Genomic DNA, 14,990 nt, shown 5'->3' on the forward strand with positions numbered 1-14,990 from the left:
TTGCGCGTACTGGTAATCAAGACCTCATCCCTGGGCGATGTGATTCATGCCTTGCCGGCCCTGACCGACGCGGCGCGGGCGATCCCCGGCATCCGATTCGACTGGGTAGTGGAAGAAGGCTTCGCCGAGATTCCCACCTGGCACCCGGCGGTCGACAAGGTGATCCCGGTGGCGATCCGCCGCTGGCGCAAGAACATCTGGCAGACCATCAAGAGTGGCGAATGGCGGCGCTTCAAGCAGCAAGTCCAGTCGACCAAATATGACCTGGTGATCGACGCCCAGGGACTGCTGAAAAGCGCCTGGCTGACCCGCTACGTGCGTGCGCCCATCGCGGGTTTCGACAAAAATTCCGCCCGTGAGCCGATAGCTGCACGTTTCTATTCCCGGCGCCTCGCCGTTGCGCGTGGGCAGCACGCGGTGGAGCGTTTGCGTCAGCTGTTCGCCGTGGCCCTCGGTTATGACTTGCCCAAGGGCTTGGGCGACTACGGCCTGAGCACTGAAAAGCTCCTGGGCTTGCCGCCGAAAAAGCCGTTTGTACTGCTACTGCACGGCACCACCTGGGACACCAAGCACTGGCCCGAAGCCTACTGGCGCGAGCTGGCCGAGCGCATGGGGCGTCTGGGCGTGGATGTGAAATTGCCGTGGGGCAACGCCGCCGAAAAAGCCCGCGCCGAACGCCTGGCCCAAGGCCTGCAAAACGCCGAAGTGCTGCCCAAATTGAACCTGGCCGGTGTCGCCCGGGTACTGGCCGGCGCCCGTGCCTGTGTGGCGGTGGACACCGGTCTCGGTCACTTGGCCGCCGCGCTGGATGTGCCGACCATTTCCCTGTTCGGCCCGACCAACCCCGGTCTCACCGGCGCCTACGGCAAGGGCCAGATTCACCTGGCCAGCGACTTCCCTTGCGCGCCGTGCCTGCAAAAACACTGTACCTATCAACCGACGGCCGACGACCTGCGTCGGTTCGACCTCAAGCGCGAGTCGCCCCTGTGCTTCACGCGCCTGAACCCTGAGCGTGTGGCAAGCCGACTGAGCACGTTGTTATTGGCTGAGGAGCTGCACTGATGCAACTGGCTTTTGTTTTGTACAAATATTTCCCCTTCGGTGGCCTGCAGCGCGACTTCATGCGCATCGCCCTGGAGTGCCAGCAGCGCGGCCACCAGATTCGTGTCTACACGCTGATCTGGGAAGGCGATATCCCGCCCGGTTTCGAAGTGCTGGTGGCACCGGTCAAGGCGTTCTTCAACCATCGGCGCAATGAGAAACTCAGCGCCTGGATGGCCGCCGACCTGGCCAAGCGCCCGGTGGACCGTCTGATCGGCTTCAATAAAATGCCTGGCCTGGATGTGTATTACGCCGCCGACGGCTGCTTTGAAGACAAGGCACAAAACCTGCGCCACTCGCTGTACCGCTATTTTGGCCGCTACAAGCACTTTGCCGAGTACGAGCGCGCGGTGTTCGCCAAGGACGCCAAGACCGAGGTCTTGATGATCTCCGAAGTGCAGCAGCCGCTGTTTATCAAACACTACGACACGCCGCTGGAGCGCTTCCATCTGCTGCCGCCGGGGATTGCCCAGGACCGCCGCGCGCCGCCGAATGCCGCAGAAATTCGCGAGGGTTTCCGTAAGGAATTCAATCTGAGCGACGACGATTTACTGCTGGTTCAGATCGGCTCGGGCTTCAAGACCAAGGGGGTCGACCGCAGCCTCAAGGCTCTGGCCGCGTTGCCGTCTGAGCTGAAAAAACGCACGCGCCTGTTTGTAATCGGGCAGGACGACCCCAAAGTATTCCAACTGCAAAGCGCAACGCTGGGGCTGGGGGACAACGTGCAGTTCCTCAAGGGCCGCAGTGATATCCCGCGCTTCCTGCTGGGCGCCGACCTGTTGATCCACCCGGCGTACAACGAAAACACCGGCACCGTATTGCTTGAAGCCCTGGTGGCCGGGCTGCCGGTGCTGGTCTCGGCCGTGTGTGGTTATGCCCACTACATCGGCGAAGCCGACAGCGGCCTGGTGCTGGATGAGCCGTTCGAACAAGCGCAGCTCAATCAATACCTGGCGAATATGCTCACTGACACTGCACGGCGCGCGGCCTGGAGCCGCAATGGTTTGGCCTTCGCTGAGACGGCCGACCTTTACAGCATGCCGCAGCACGCTGCGGATGTGATCCTGGCGGAGCCAAAACGATGAAGTTGATTCTTGCCGAACCGTTCCAGACGTTATGGGCCGGGCTTGATGCCTTTGCCGAAGTCGAGAAACTGCAAGGCGAAGTATTCCGTGAGCTGGCGGCGCGTCGCACCCTGCGTACCGTGGTGGATGGCCGTCCCTATTTCGTCAAGATCCACCGTGGTATCGGCTGGGGCGAGATCTTCAAGAACCTGATCACCGCCAAGCTGCCGGTGCTGGGCGCGGGCCTTGAGTGGGCGGCGATTCATCGCCTGCAAGCACTCGGCGTGCCGACCATGACCGGCGTGGCCTTTGGCGAGAAGGGCAGTAACCCGGCGGACCAGCACTCGTTCATCATCACCGAAGAGCTGGCGCCGACCCTCAGCCTGGAAGACGTGACCATCAACTGGGTGGCCGAGCCTCCGGCGCCTGCGTTGCGTCATGCGCTCACCCATGAACTGGCGCGCATGGTCGGCGACATGCACCGTGGTGGTGTGAACCACCGCGACTGCTACCTGTGCCATTTTCTGCTGGACACTGCCAAGCCCATCGATGCGAAGAACATCAAGCTGTCGGTGATCGACCTGCACCGCGCCCAATTGCGCGCGCACTTGCCGTTGCGCTGGCGCGACAAGGATCTCTCCGCGCTGTACTACTCGGCGCTGGAGATTGGCCTGACCCGTCGCGACAAACTGCGCTTCCTCAAGGGTTACTTCCGCCAGCCGCTGCGCCAGATTCTGGCCGAGCAATCGGCGTCGTTGAACCTGATTCAGCGCAAGGCCGACAAGCTCTACGCACGCAAGCAGCGCCTCGGGGATGCAATCTAATGGCGGGTTGGAACCTGGAGCCTGCTTACGCCAACCTGGCGGATGATTTTGGAAGCCTCGAAGCGGTATTCGCCCTGCAAGGCGAGCGGCTGACCCGTGACCCACTGTCGGAGGTGATCCGCGTGGAGCGCGGCGGGGTCAATTACTACGTCAAGCGCTACACCGGCGCCGGCAAGGGCCTGCGGCGTTACTTGGGCAAGCCGCGGGTCAAGTCCGAATGGCAGAACCTCAAGCGCTTCGCCAAGTGGGGCATTCCCACCGCCGATGTGGTGGCCTGGGGGCTGGAGCGCAAAGGCCTGGCCTACAACCGCGGGGCGATGATCACCCGCGAGCTGCCGAGGACCGAAGACCTCTCGGTGCTGGCCGAGCGCAACGATGCGCGCCTGAGCGACCCCAAGTGGGTCAATGCGGTGAGCCGCCAACTCGCCGAATACACGCGCACGATGCACGGCCATCGTTTTACCCATAATGATTTGAAGTGGCGCAACCTGCTGATCGATGACCAGGCCACCCTGTACCTGATCGATTGCCCCAATGGCGATTTCTGGCGTGGGTTTTGGCTCAAGTACCGCATCACCAAAGACTTGGCCTGCCTGGACAAGGTGGCCAAGTATCATCTGTCCGCCACCCAGCGCCTGCGCTTCTACATGCAGTACCGTCAGTGCCGGCACTTGAGTGCATCGGATAAAGAGCGGATTCGCCACGTGGTGAAGTTTTTCGAGGGACGCGAATGAGTGATTTCCTGGCGGCTGAAGACCGTGCGCTGTTGGAGCGGCACGGCCTGGCGACGTTCGACGCCTTGTGGGCCAAACAACTGGATGCGGTGGATGAACCCAATACCAGTCGCGGTGGCTGGAGCAGCGTGTTCCGCCTTGAACTCGACGGTCAGGGTTACTACCTCAAGCGCCAGAGCAATTACCTGACGCGCAGCTTGCACCGCCCTTTTGGCGAGCCGAGTTTTTCCCGCGAATTCCGCAATATCAGCCGTTATCGCAAGCTCGGTATTCCCGCCTTGCAAGCGGCGTTCTACGGCGAGCGTAAAGTTAACGGCGAACACCGTGCCATGTTGCTGACCCGCGCCCTGGACGGCTGGAATGACCTGGATTCGCTGCTGGAGCAGTGGGCGCAACTGAGCGATGCGCAGCACTGCGCGATCCTGTTGGCCTGCGGTCAGCTTGCGCGTCAATTGCACAGTGTCGGCCAGGTGCATGGCTGTTTCTATCCCAAGCATATTTTCCTGCAGGCCACCGGCGACGGTTATGCCGCGCAGTTGATCGACCTGGAGAAAACCCGCCCGCTGCTGTTCGGCTGGCGTGATCGGGTCAAGGACCTGGAGCCGCTGTTGCGTCGTGCGCCGCAGTGGTCGGACAAGCAGGTGCGTCAACTGCTGGCTGCCTACCTCGATCAGCCGGAAGACAGCGCGCTGGTCGCCACTTGGCTACAGAAGTTGACCGTCCGCCGCAGCCACAAGGAGAACCGTTGATGCGTTTGTCCGAGCTGAAAACCGCCGGCCGTTCCCCGGACTTGCCCCTGACACTTGAGCTGGCCGATGCGGCGGGCCCAGGTCAGTTGCAACTGTTGAGCCTGTTGCGCGTGCTGCCGGGCGAACGCTATGTAGGCGCCGCCGTGTGGCGTGGCCGTCCGGTGTTGGCCAAGTTACTGGTGGGCAGCAAGGCGGCACGGCATTTTCAGCGAGAGCTCAGCGGCGTGCGCCTGCTGGCCGAGCAAGGCCTGACCACGCCGTTGTTGCTGGCCGATGGCTTGCAGGAAGGCGAGGGCGGTTGGCTGCTGTTCGAATTCATCGAGGGCGCCGAAAGCCTGGCCGATGCCTGGCAGGCCGTCGAAGGGCTGCCGCCATTGGCTGACGAACAAACTGCGGTGCTGGCCGAAGCGCTGGGCGCAATTGCGCAGATGCACACTCGGGGGCTGTGGCAGGAAGACCTGCACCTGGACAACCTGCTGCGCCAGGACGGCAAGCTGTACCTGATCGATGGCGCCGGGATCCGCGCCGAAGAGGCGGGCAAGCCGTTGTCGCGCAACCGCGTACTGGAAAACCTCGGCGTTTTTTTCGCCCAGTTGCCAAAGAATCTCGAACCGTTCACCGAAGAACTGCTGGTGTACTACCTGCTGAGCAATGGCGAGCACGCCCTGCCGTTGGAAGCCCTGGAGAAGCAGGTGCGCAAGGTCAGCGCCTGGCGCCTCAAGGACTTTTTGAACAAAGTCGGGCGCGAGTGCACCTTGTTCAGCGTGGTGCGTGGCGCTTTTGCCTTGCGCGCCATTCGCCGCGAAGAAGAGGCGGCGATGCTGCCGGTGCTAGAGCAGGCCGATTCGCTGCTGGATAAGGGCCATCTGTATAAAACCGGTGGTGCTGCCAGCGTGGCCAAGGTCGAAGTGGCTGGGCGTCAGTTGGTGATCAAACGCTACAACATCAAGGGTTTCGCCCATTGGCTCAAGCGCTTCTGGCGTCCGAGTCGCGCCTGGCATTCCTGGCGTGAAGGCAACCGCCTGGCGTTCCTCGGTATTGCCACGCCCAAGCCGCTGGCGGTACTGGAAAAACGCTTCTTCTGGTTGCGTAGCCGCGCGTACCTGATCACCGAATACCTGCCTGGTCCGGACATCATCGAACGCTTTGCGCCGTACGTTGAAAACGGCGATGCGCCGGAAAACGAGCTGCGGGCGCTGGATCACCTGTTCGCTGAACTGATCCGCGAGCGCATCAGCCATGGTGATTTCAAGGGGCACAACCTGTTTTGGGACACGGATCGCTGGTCGCTGATCGATCTTGATGCCATGTGCCAACACACCTCCGACGCCAGCTTTGCCTCAGCGTATGCCAAGGATCGTGCGCGGTTTATGCGTAACTGGCCATCGGAGAGTGCGTTGTACAAACTCATCGATCAGCGCTTGCCAGCTCAGGTCTGATCGCGGTCAAAATGTGGGAGCGGGCTTGCCCGCGAGTAGGGTGTGTCAGTTAGTACATTTGTTGCTGACCTAACGCATTCGCAGGCAAGCCAGCTCCCACATGAGCCTTGAGGTGGTTTTAGAATTGGTACTCGGCACCAGCACCGGCGTACCACGAGCGGCCAGGAGCGGCTTCGTAGTAACGGTTGTTGCCATCGCCGACGATCACCGAGCCGACGTACTGGCGGTCGAGCAAGTTGTCCAGGCGCAGGGTCTGGTGGAAGGTCCAGTGTTCGACCTTCTGCTCAAAACGTGCGCGCCAGTTGAAGACGCTGTAGGCCGGCGCGGCACGCTGGCTGTTGGTGTCTTCGACATAGACCTTGCTGCGGTACAGGCCTTCGATGGCGGTGCTGACCCAGTCGCGGGGCTTCCAGTTGAGTTCGGCGAACAGCGTGGTTTGCGGCACGCCGGGCAGGTAGTTGCCCTTGTCGACGGCAGTGCTGCCGCCGCTGACGAAGTCGCTGTCGTAGGTGGCTTGCAGGCGGGTGTAGGCGAGGTTGGCGGTCCACTGTTCGCTGAGTTGGCTTTCGACGCCCAGTTCGAAGCCGCGACGCAGGGTGCGACCGGCATTCTGGTAGCTGGTGCGACCGCCCAGGGATTGATAGACCACCAGTTCATCCTCGGTGGTTATCTGGAAGATCGCCGCGTTGATGCGTGTGTTGTTGAGCTGGGCCTTCAAGCCCACCTCGTACTGGGTGCTTTCGGAAGGCTTGAGACCGAAGTTGAAGCCCTCGATGCTGCCCGGTGCGTAGGCCAATTCCGCCTGGGTCGGTGTTTCGAAGCCTTTGCCGGCACTGACATAACCGTGCAGCTGCGGTGTGAACGCATACATCACGCTCATCGACGGCGTGTTTTTTTGATAGGTCTTGTTACCGCTGGAATCGCCGTTGCTGAGGAATTGGTCGTCGACGTCCAGCTCCATGGTGCTGTGGCGGACCCCGGCTTGCAGAGTCCAGCGGTCGAGGGCCCAGTTGGCCTGGATATAGGGGTCGAGGCTGCGGGCGGTGTCGATTTCATCACGGCGTAGTTGGCCTTTCACGCCGAGGGTGTTGCCACTGTAGTTCTGGTAACCGTGGCGACTGTCCTCGCTCTGGTCAAAGTCCAGGCCGGTGATGATCATCAGCTCGCCCGGTGCACTTTCGATGGGCTGCATCCAGCGCACGCTGCCGCCGTAGAACTTGCGGTCGAATTGCACCACGCCGCCGCCGCGTTCGTTGGCCGGGGTGCCTTTGGGAATCGACAGGTACTGAATCACACTCCGCCGCCCTGTATACGCATTTACCTGCAACGTCGCATCACCGATGTAACGTTCGTAATTCATCCCCAATTGCTGGTGGTCGATGCTTTTTCGCGTGTTGTACGTCAGTGCATTGGTGCTTACCGAGCGCGGATCGGCCTTGTACGCCGCCCAGGTCTGCCCCAACGGATCCCGCGTGCCGTTTTGCTCCAGGCTGCTGTAGATCAGTGCCAGTTTGCTGTCGTCATCCGGCTGGAAGTTCAACTTGGCAAAGGTCTGGTCACGGCGTGCGCTGCTGTGGTCGCGGTAGCCGTTGGTGTCCATGCGCGAGGCGTCGAGCACGAAGCCTGCGCCATTCGCTGCGCCCTCGGCGGTCAGGTGGTTCTTGTTCAATCCGTCGCTGCCCACCAGGGTTTCGGCGCCAATGCGCGGCGGGCCTTCGCCGTCGCGGGAGAACATCTGGATCACGCCGCCAGCATTGCTGCCATACAAGGTGGCTGCAGGGCCGCGCAGCACTTCGATGCGTTCAGCGGTGTCGAGGTTGAACGTGGCTGCCTGGCCCTGGCCATCCGGCGTGCTGGCGGGAATGCCGTCGGCGATCAGCTTGAGGCCGCGCACACCGAAGGCGGAGCGGGCGCCGAAGCCGCGGGAAGAAATCTGTAGGTCTTGGGCGTAGTTCTGGCGGTTCTGCACCACCAGACCCGGCACGCGGGCCAGCGCCTCGGAGGCATTGATGCCCAATTGGCCGTCGCTGATCTGCTCACGGCTGATGCCGTCGACCGAGTAGGGCAGGTCGAAGGTCGGGCTGGCGCTGCGTGAGCCGGTGACCACGCTGGGGTCGAGGATCAACGGGGCATCATCGGCCAGCGCAGGAGTGCTCAGGCCCAGCAGTAATAGGGCAAGGCGAGTGGAGGCGATTGTGTTCATGGAGAGGCCGGATCAGTGGCGCGACGCGTGGTAAGGAGCGTAGGCGCAAAAAAAACGCGAGTTTAACGGCTGCCTCCCTCGTTTACCGAATTTCTGACACGTCAGGCATATGGGACGTTTCCTACGCAACGTTACGTTGTCGGGTGACTGTAAATAGCTGGGTGCGGTGGTAGGTTTTTGGTCCCTCTACAGATTGGAGAGATTTATGATGTCTAACGTTGCAGGGTTATTGGCATTGCTGGGTGTGTCTTTGATGGTGGCCGGTTGCGGCACCATGACCACGGTGCTGCGTGAAGACAGTGCTACAGTCCAGTCGCTCCAAGCGAAAAAAACCTATTGCCAGTCGGTTCCGCGCGTTTACAGCGGAGTGGCTTATGACTTGTGCGTGCTGCATGCGCCGCCGAACTCTGGAAGTTGGGTCTCCTTGAACGATGTTCCATGGCCTTTTCTCGATGTGCCCGTATCCGCTGTCTTGGATACATTTTTCTTGCCCTACACCATTTACCGCCAGAGTCAGGACGGCAGCATCGAGATCTTCCGCTGATCCCTCTTGACGCTTGCCGCTAACAGCTTCCCTTCGCTTTTAAGCTATAATCCCGCCCTTTAGCTGTTTCCTGCCCGGGCAGGAGGCACACTTTTTTCAGGCGCAACCCGCCTGCATGCAGACTAAAAGAGGCTAGACCCCTGTGGCATTGACGATTCTTGGCCTGTCCGGCGCCCTTAGCCATGATCCTTCCGCAGCCTTGTACATCGACGGCAAGCTGATCGCGGCCGCCGAAGAAGAGCGCTTCGTACGCGACAAACATGCAAAGAACCGCATGCCCTACGAATCGGCGAAGTTCTGCCTGGAACAGGCCGGCATCAAGCCTTCCGACGTTGACGTGGTGGCGATTCCGTTCGCCCCGATCAGTCTGTTCGGCGAGGCGCGCTGGCACTACGCCAAGCGTTACTGGTACGCCCCGGACCGCGCCCTTGACGCGATCCTGATGGGCAACCGTCGCTACAAGCGCTATCGCAACAAGATCGTCTGGTGCCTGGAGCAGCTGGGCTTCGATCCAAAGAAAATCAAGATCGAGCCGGTTGAACACCACCTGGCACACGCCTCCAGCGCCTACCACTGCTCCGGCTTCCAGGAGAAAACCGCGATCCTCGGCATCGACGGTAAAGGTGAGTACGCCACCACGTTCTTCGGCTACGGCGAAAACGGCAAGATCCACAAGATCAAGGAATTCTTTGACCCGGACTCCCTCGGCGGCCTGTACGGCGCGATCACTGAGTTCCTCGGTTTCGAGATGCTCGACGGCGAGTTCAAGGTCATGGGCATGGCGCCGTACGGCGACGCCAGCAAATACGACTTCTCGCGCCTGGCCTCCTTTGAAAACGGCGAGTTGGTGATCAATACCGAATACGCCAACGTCATCGGCCTGCGCCGCTACAAAGAAAAAGGCAAGGGGTTCTACTTCTCGCCAAAACTGATCGAGTGGCTGGGTCCGAAGCGCGAAGGCGATATCGCCGACGAGCCGTACATCCACTACGCCGCCAGCATGCAAGCGCTGTTCGAGAAGCTGGCGCTGCAGATGATCGACCACTACCTGGGCGACATCCTGAAAGACACCGGCAAGCTGGCCTTTGCTGGCGGCTGCGCGTTGAACGTCAAGCTGAACCAGAAGATCATTGCCCGCGACGACGTGAAGGAGCTGTTCGTGCAACCAGCGTCCGGCGATGCCGGCACGGCTGTCGGTGCAGCGGCCTACGTGTCCCACGCCCGTGGTGTACCGGTCGAGAAGATGGAGCACGTCTACCTCGGCCCGTCCTACAGCAACGAAGAGGTGATTGCGGCGTGCGCCAAGCACGAAAGCAAGCCCGTGTGGCGCAAGATCGACAACATGCCGCAGCGCATCGCCAAGATCATGGTCGACGGCAACCCGGTGGCCTGGTTCCAAGGCCGCATGGAGTTTGGCCCGCGCGCCTTGGGCGGTCGTTCGATCATCGGTTGTCCGAGCGCCACCGGCGTGGCTGACCGCATCAACCACCAGATCAAGTTCCGCGAGCGCTGGAGGCCTTTCTGCCCGTCGATGCTCGACACTGTCGCCCCACAGATGATCAAGGTCGACCATCCGGCGCCGTTCATGACCTTCACCTTTGAAGTGGCGGAAGAGTGGAAGACCCGAGTGCCGGAAGTGGTCCATGAAGATGGCACCTCCCGCGCCCAGGTGCTCAAGCGCGAGTACAACCCGCGCTACTACGACATGATGAAAGAGCTGGAAGTGCTGACCGGTAACGGTGTGTCGCTGAACACCTCGCTCAACCGTCGTGGCGAAGCGATGATCTGCTCGCCGAAAGACGCGCTGGACATGTTCTTCGGCTCCGACCTGCAATACCTGATCATGGAAGACATCCTGGTCGTCAAAGACGGCGTGGACCCTTATGACGCCGTGGTCTAAATGCTGAACCGCTTCCAGGGTTGGCGTGAGCGTGGCTGGGCGCCAGTCGAGGCCGAGGTTTACGCCCAGGCCTGGCAGCGGTTTGGCGGCAGCGTGGCGACCCATCCGCAGATTGTCGAGCGGTTGGCGGGCCTGGCGCAGATTCCTGTGCGCTACCTGGGCTGGGAACAGGACGGCGAACTCAAGGGGGCGATTGCCACCTGGGGCCGCGACCTGGCCCTGTCCAAGGACGTGCTCAAACGCAGCGGCAAGAAAGGCCTGTTTGACCTGGGCAATGCCGAGATCATCCTGCCGATCGCGACCGATGCGCAGTTGCCGGTGCGCCATCGCGGGCGCTACCTCTCAGCGCTGAACGAGGGGCGTATCAGCACCCTCAAGCCCCAGGCCGAGCAATTGGCCATGGCGCGTACCCCCGAAGACTTGTCGAAGAAGTTTCGCTACAACCAGCGCCGCGAACTGCGTCTGCTGGAAGAGGCGGGAGGCGTGGTGCGGGCGGTGAGCGAGTTTTCGAGCACGGAACTGGCGGCGATCTATTGCGATCTGTTCCAGCGCCGCTGGGGCTTTGCGGCCACGGGCGCCGAGCGCCTGGCCGAGGTGCTTGCGCTGCTCAAGGAGTTCCTGATCGGCTCGGTGCTGTTTCTCAACGATGCGCCAATTGCTGTGCAACTGGTGTATCGCGTCGAGGCGCCCGAGTGGACCAGCATTGAGTACGTCAACGGCGGGGTCGACCCTGAAACCCGCGCGTTCAGCCCCGGTAGCGTGTTGAGCTTCCTCAACACGCAAAGCGCCTGGGAGCAGGCGCGTGCCGTGGAAAAACCGCTGCGCTTTTCCTTCGGGCGTGCCGACCGTGAGTACAAGGAGCGCTGGTGCAACCCGGTGCCGGTGTTCAGCGTATGAGTCGCAAACAGCAACTGCTCAAGCGCCACCGGCGCAATAAACGCATTGCGCTGCTGATCGGGCTGCTGCTGTTGATCGCGGCCGGTGTGCTGGTGGCCTGGTGGCTGCCGCTGATCCTGGCGGTCGTGTTGTGGGTGGCCCACGAAGCCTGGTTTGCTGACCACCTGTTTTATTCGCCCAAGGATGACTACCAGTACCGTTTTGCGCCGAGTGGCCAACAGGTCGGGTTGCGTCTGGAAGGCAGCAGGTTGCTGGCCGATAGGCCGCTTGAGCTGGCTGGCGATGAAACGCTGATCGTCGAAGTACAGCTCAAGAGCAACCTGTGGGGGCGTTTATTTGATCCTGTGGTTGAGTTTCTGGACGATCGCCAGGCATTCGAGCGCGGCGTGGCCGGCAAGCGTTACCTGAACCTCACTGGCTCGGCGGCGGCATTGGCCGGCGGTGAACTGCGCCTGCGCGGTCGTTTTTGCCGCGTGATCGGCCAGCCTGTCTTGTGGGTATTTCGCCAGCCCGACGCTGCCCGACAGCGCGTGATGGTGATCGCGCCCCATGCCGACGATGCCGAGTTAGCTGCCTTCGGCCTGTACGGTCAGGCGGATGAAAGCTGGATCGTGACCCTGACCGCGGGTGAAATCGAGGCCGAGCACTATCAACAGATGGGCATGGCCAAGGCTGAAGCGGCGCGGATCAAAGGGCGCCTGCGCGCCTGGGACAGCATTGCCGTACCGCGTTGGGCCGGTGTGCCCGAGGCGCACTGCGTGCAACTGGGGTACTTCTGTCTGCAACTGCCGGCCATGCGTGACGCCCCCGATCAGCCCCAGGCATCGCGCGAAGCGCAGTTGGACGATACGCGGCTGTTCCGTCAGTTCAATGCCTTGGCGTTGCCGGGCGATGTAGACGGTGCGCCGACCTGGAACAACCTGATTGCCGACCTGCGCGCGGTGCTGCTCAAGGCGCGCCCCGAGGTGATTGTGTTGCCGACACCGGTGCTCGACCCGCACCCTGACCATATCTGCGCGCACACCGCCGTAGTGCAAGCCTTGCAGGGCCTTGAGTGGCAACCGACCACATTGCTTGGCTACGCCAATCATCTGCATGATAACGACCGTTGGCCCATGGGTGATTCAGGCGCCGGCATTGCTTTGCCGCCGCAGTTCGATGCCGCTCAGGTACTTGAGCCCTATTGCCGCGTGCTGAGCCTGAGCCAGCAGCAGGACAAGGCCATGGCGCTGGGCATGATGCATGACCTGCAGCCCCGGGCACCGTTCAAGCGTCGGGTGCGTCGCTTGTTGCAGCAATGGCTTGCGCGTCGTGGTCCATCGCCTTACGGCGAGAATGAATTTTTTCGCAAGGCCGTGCGCCGTCACGAGCTGCTTTGGGTGCTGAAGCAGGACTGAAATTGAATTTTTTCGTCGGGCTGCCCGCGTGTAGCCGCCCGATTGCCTCATGGAGTGATATGAAGCCTCGTTTCAAGGTTTTGCAATTGCAGCCTGACTACAACGTCAAACTCAATGATTTCGCCGATCTTGGCGAGCAGATCGTCAAGGCGTTGCCGACCGAGCGGTTTGAGGTGACGTCGGCCTTCCTCAGTGGGCGACCGCAGCCGGGACAGCCGTTGAGCGTGGCGGATCACTCCAAATATTTCGAGTTTCCCGAAAAAGCGCTCAAGGGCATTCGCCTGGGCGCCATGTGGGAGATCTACAAGTACTGCCGCGAGCAGAAGTTCGACGTGGTCATCTGTAATCGCTTCAAATCGGTGAACATGATGCTGTCGCTCAACCGCTGGTTGAAGATTCCATTGTGCATTGGTATCTCCCACGGTTTCGGCGAGTACGAGCGTGCCTATCGCCGGCGCCAGACGCGTCGTTTGGTCAGCCCGGCCTGGCGTTTTGTCGGGGTGTCGGCGGCGGTCAGGGATTACCTGGTCGGCCTCAACTGCGGCTTTACCCACGAGAACACCACCTTCGTCACCAACGCCATCGATATTCCGCAGGCCGAAGCTTTACAGTTGCCATGCGAGCAGGCGCGCCAGGCGCTCGGGCTGCCGCTCGACGCGCGGATCATCGGCGCATTGGGACGCCTGGTGCCGATCAAGGGCCATACGCATCTTTTGCAGGCGTTCGCGCGCCTCAAGGACAAATACCCCAACGCCCAGGTCGGCATCATCGGTTCCGGCCGTGCCGAGGCGGATTTGCGTGGGGACATAGAGCGCCTGGGGCTCACCGGCCGTGCCCATCTGCTGGGCTTTCGCGAGGATGGCCTCAAGTATGTGCGTGCCTTCGATATCTGGACCATGCCTTCCTTGCTTGAAGGCCTGGGCCTGGCGCTACTGGAAGGCATGAGCGGACGCTTGCCGGTGATTGCCTCCAACGGCCCGGCCATGCTGCCGCTGGTTGAAGGGGCGGGCGGTTTGTCCCACGAGCCTGGCAATGTCGAGCAACTGACTACTGCCCTGGACACTTACCTGGCCATGAGCGATGAGCAATTGCGCGCCAAGGGTGAACAGGTGTTCCGTTACCTGGAAGAAAACCACGCACTGGCTGAATTCCAGCAGAAGTACCTGAACCTCATCGAAACCGGTTTGAAAGAAGTAGGTAGAGCATGACCGCGCAACAACCCCTGGTCTCGGTGATTATCGCGTCCTATAACCACGGCCGGTATATCGAAGAGAGCATCCTCAGCGTGCTCGGCCAGACGTACCCGAATATCGAACTGCTGGTGGTGGATGACGGCTCCAAGGATGACAGCGTCGAGCGCATCCAACGCCTGCAGGCCGAGCACGGCTTTGATTTCCAGGTGCAGCAGAACCAGGGGCTGACCGCCACGCTCAACGGTGCCATCGCCCGCGCCAAGGGCAGCCTGATCGCTCCGTTCGGCTCGGATGACATCATGCTGCCGGACCGTATCGCCATCCAGGTGGCGTATATGGCAGACAAACCAAAGGTGGGCATGTGCGCCGGCAATATCGAGCTGATCGACGGTGATGGCAACCTGCACCCGGAGAAAAAACAGCGCCGCGACGTACCGTTTCGCAGTCTCGACTTCGACGATATGTTCATGGATCGCAAGCCTTTCCCGCCAGCACCAACCATGCTGATCCGCCGCGAAGTGCTGGAGGAGGTCGGCGGCTTCGACCCGCTGATTCCCCTGGAAGACCTGCTGATCCAGCTGAAGATCACTGCTGCCGGCTACACGATCGATGCCCTGGGCGTGGTAATGGCGCAGTATCGGCAGCACGCAAGCAACACCTACAAGAACCACCGCTACATGATCCAGAATATTCTCAAGACGTATGCCCAGTTCAGCGAACACCCGGCTTATGACGCGGTGCGCTACAACTTCCTGAACTCGATGTTCCTCAAGACAGCCGACCGTGACCGACCATTGGCGCGGGAAATCCTCAAGCAGATCCCGCTGAAGTTCTGGGGGCGCAAGACCTTGCGTGGCTTGGTGCGGTTGTATCTGGCGCCTCTGAGGAAGTGAGGCGGTAGGTGAAATGAAAAAGGCGACTATCAGCAGTGATAGTCGCCTTTTT

Annotated in this window: 13 protein-coding genes; 12 read left to right on the forward strand and 1 reads right to left on the reverse strand. The window is 61.3% G+C overall.

Annotation, left to right across the window (positions count from 1 at the left end; genetic code table 11):
* From waaC to U367_RS0101700, 6 genes are read left to right on the forward strand one after another with little or no spacing between them, the layout of a single operon-like run.
* Positions 1-1,062 (forward strand): lipopolysaccharide heptosyltransferase I, encoded by a 1,062-nt coding sequence (waaC, locus tag U367_RS0101675; RefSeq protein ID WP_028615469.1) that lies wholly within the window; start codon positions 1-3, stop codon positions 1,060-1,062.
* On the forward strand, positions 1,062-2,186 hold the full coding sequence (locus tag U367_RS0101680) for a glycosyltransferase family 4 protein (protein ID WP_028615470.1): 1,125 nt from the start codon (positions 1,062-1,064) through the stop codon (positions 2,184-2,186). Before waaC ends, U367_RS0101680 begins: the two co-directional genes overlap by 1 nt.
* Positions 2,183-2,989, forward strand: a complete 807-nt coding sequence (rfaP, locus tag U367_RS0101685; protein WP_028615471.1) for a lipopolysaccharide core heptose(I) kinase RfaP — start codon at positions 2,183-2,185, stop codon at positions 2,987-2,989. Before U367_RS0101680 ends, rfaP begins: the two co-directional genes overlap by 4 nt.
* Positions 2,989-3,723, forward strand: coding sequence for a lipopolysaccharide kinase InaA family protein (locus U367_RS0101690; protein WP_028615472.1), 735 nt, complete (start codon positions 2,989-2,991; stop codon positions 3,721-3,723). The genes rfaP and U367_RS0101690 overlap by 1 nt, the downstream gene beginning before the upstream one ends.
* Positions 3,720-4,472 (forward strand): lipopolysaccharide kinase InaA family protein, encoded by a 753-nt coding sequence (locus tag U367_RS0101695; RefSeq protein WP_028615473.1) that lies wholly within the window; start codon positions 3,720-3,722, stop codon positions 4,470-4,472. Before U367_RS0101690 ends, U367_RS0101695 begins: the two co-directional genes overlap by 4 nt.
* Complete coding sequence (locus tag U367_RS0101700; RefSeq protein ID WP_028615474.1) at positions 4,472-5,911, forward strand: lipopolysaccharide kinase InaA family protein; 1,440 nt, start codon at positions 4,472-4,474, stop codon at positions 5,909-5,911. The genes U367_RS0101695 and U367_RS0101700 overlap by 1 nt, the downstream gene beginning before the upstream one ends.
* A 118-nt stretch (positions 5,912-6,029) precedes the next feature.
* Here the strand turns inward: U367_RS0101700 and U367_RS0101705 are convergent, their stop codons facing one another.
* Positions 6,030-8,114, reverse strand: a complete 2,085-nt coding sequence (locus U367_RS0101705) for a TonB-dependent receptor family protein (protein WP_028615475.1) — start codon at positions 8,112-8,114, stop codon at positions 6,030-6,032.
* A 205-nt stretch (positions 8,115-8,319) separates the two neighbouring features.
* Between U367_RS0101705 and U367_RS0101710 the strand changes: the two genes are divergently transcribed.
* The 6 genes from U367_RS0101710 (at position 8,320) to U367_RS0101735 (ending at position 14,938) form a co-directional block, all read left to right on the forward strand.
* Entirely contained in the window at positions 8,320-8,658 is a 339-nt protein-coding gene (locus U367_RS0101710) for a YceK/YidQ family lipoprotein (RefSeq protein ID WP_028615476.1), read from the forward strand.
* 142 nt (positions 8,659-8,800) lie between these two features.
* Positions 8,801-10,558, forward strand: coding sequence for a carbamoyltransferase family protein (locus U367_RS0101715; RefSeq protein WP_028615477.1), 1,758 nt, complete (start codon positions 8,801-8,803; stop codon positions 10,556-10,558).
* Entirely contained in the window at positions 10,559-11,455 is an 897-nt protein-coding gene (locus U367_RS0101720; protein WP_028615478.1) for an antimicrobial resistance protein Mig-14, read from the forward strand.
* Positions 11,452-12,852 carry a PIG-L deacetylase family protein gene (locus U367_RS0101725; RefSeq protein WP_028615479.1) on the forward strand — a complete coding sequence of 467 codons (1,401 nt, stop codon included), beginning with the start codon at positions 11,452-11,454 and terminating at the stop codon, positions 12,850-12,852. Before U367_RS0101720 ends, U367_RS0101725 begins: the two co-directional genes overlap by 4 nt.
* Positions 12,853-12,911: 59 nt before the next feature.
* Entirely contained in the window at positions 12,912-14,060 is a 1,149-nt protein-coding gene (locus U367_RS0101730; protein WP_028615480.1) for a glycosyltransferase family 4 protein, read from the forward strand.
* Positions 14,057-14,938: a glycosyltransferase gene (locus U367_RS0101735; RefSeq protein ID WP_028615481.1), complete on the forward strand. Its 882-nt coding sequence runs from the start codon at positions 14,057-14,059 to the stop codon at positions 14,936-14,938. Before U367_RS0101730 ends, U367_RS0101735 begins: the two co-directional genes overlap by 4 nt.
* The last annotated feature ends 52 nt before the right edge of the window (positions 14,939-14,990 follow it).

Origin of the sequence: Pseudomonas canadensis, assembly GCF_000503215.1 — a bacterium.
Classification (GTDB): Bacteria; Pseudomonadota; Gammaproteobacteria; order Pseudomonadales; family Pseudomonadaceae; genus Aquipseudomonas; species Aquipseudomonas canadensis.

Bases quoted from the DNA above. Each gene is read 5' to 3' on its own strand.
- U367_RS0101720 (WP_028615478.1), top strand. From the start codon at position 10,559: ATGCTGAACCGCTTCCAGGGTTGGCGTGAGCGTGGCTGGGCGCCAGTC.
- U367_RS0101695 (WP_028615473.1), top strand. From the start codon at position 3,720: ATGAGTGATTTCCTGGCGGCTGAAGACCGTGCGCTGTTGGAGCGGCAC.
- U367_RS0101735 (WP_028615481.1), top strand. From the start codon at position 14,057: ATGACCGCGCAACAACCCCTGGTCTCGGTGATTATCGCGTCCTATAAC.
- U367_RS0101725 (WP_028615479.1), top strand. From the start codon at position 11,452: ATGAGTCGCAAACAGCAACTGCTCAAGCGCCACCGGCGCAATAAACGC.
- U367_RS0101730 (WP_028615480.1), top strand. From the start codon at position 12,912: ATGAAGCCTCGTTTCAAGGTTTTGCAATTGCAGCCTGACTACAACGTC.
- rfaP (WP_028615471.1), top strand. From the start codon at position 2,183: ATGAAGTTGATTCTTGCCGAACCGTTCCAGACGTTATGGGCCGGGCTT.
- U367_RS0101680 (WP_028615470.1), top strand. From the start codon at position 1,062: ATGCAACTGGCTTTTGTTTTGTACAAATATTTCCCCTTCGGTGGCCTG.
- U367_RS0101700 (WP_028615474.1), top strand. From the start codon at position 4,472: ATGCGTTTGTCCGAGCTGAAAACCGCCGGCCGTTCCCCGGACTTGCCC.
- U367_RS0101705 (WP_028615475.1), bottom strand. From the start codon at position 8,114: ATGAACACAATCGCCTCCACTCGCCTTGCCCTATTACTGCTGGGCCTG.
- U367_RS0101690 (WP_028615472.1), top strand. From the start codon at position 2,989: ATGGCGGGTTGGAACCTGGAGCCTGCTTACGCCAACCTGGCGGATGAT.
- U367_RS0101710 (WP_028615476.1), top strand. From the start codon at position 8,320: ATGATGTCTAACGTTGCAGGGTTATTGGCATTGCTGGGTGTGTCTTTG.